We start from the raw sequence: 663 nt of genomic DNA on the forward strand, positions 1-663 counted from the left end.
CCCCCCTCGCCGCGACCTTCACGGACACCGCCGCTGAAGCCGCCGCGCTCGACGCCTCGATCACCACGGTCCGGATCGTCACCGCGATCATGATCGTCCTGATGTCGGCGTCGCAGTTCTACACGCAGCGTCAGCTGATGACGAAGAACGTCGACACCACGGTGAAGACGCCGTTCATGCAGCAGCAGAAGATGCTGATGTACATCTTCCCGATCATGTTCGCCGTCTTCGGCATCAACTTCCCGGTCGGTGTCCTCGTCTACTGGCTGACCACCAACGTGTGGACCATGGGCCAGCAGATGTACGTCATCCACAACAACCCGACCCCGGGTTCCAAGGCGCAGGCCGCCTACCTGGAGCGCCTCGCCAAGCACGTCACGCGGCACGGCAAGACCCGCAACCGTCGTGAGCGCGCCATCGTCAAGGCGATCGTCGCCAAGGGCCGTGACCGCAACGAGTACGAGCGGAAGTTCATCACCGGCCTGGGCAAGGAGGGCCTCGCGGCCCAGAACGACGGCACCGTGATCCAGAGCGAGGTCTCGGCCGTCGCAACGGCCGAGGACGGTACGCCGACGACCCCGAAGCGTCAGCAGCCCAAGCGCCAGTCCAAGGCCCAGCGGCAGTCCGGTGGTGCGAAGGCCGCCGACGACATCGAGCCGGAGC

At 65.8% G+C, this 663-nt stretch carries 1 protein-coding gene; it reads left to right on the forward strand.

What is annotated here, in order from left to right; all coding sequences use genetic code 11:
- A partial coding sequence (locus CCN37_RS38545; protein ID WP_210408435.1) for a YidC/Oxa1 family membrane protein insertase occupies positions 1–663 on the forward strand: 663 nt, incomplete at both ends.

This window comes from Allokutzneria sp. NRRL B-24872 (assembly GCF_002155965.1).
Lineage (GTDB): Bacteria > Actinomycetota > Actinomycetes > Mycobacteriales > Pseudonocardiaceae > Allokutzneria.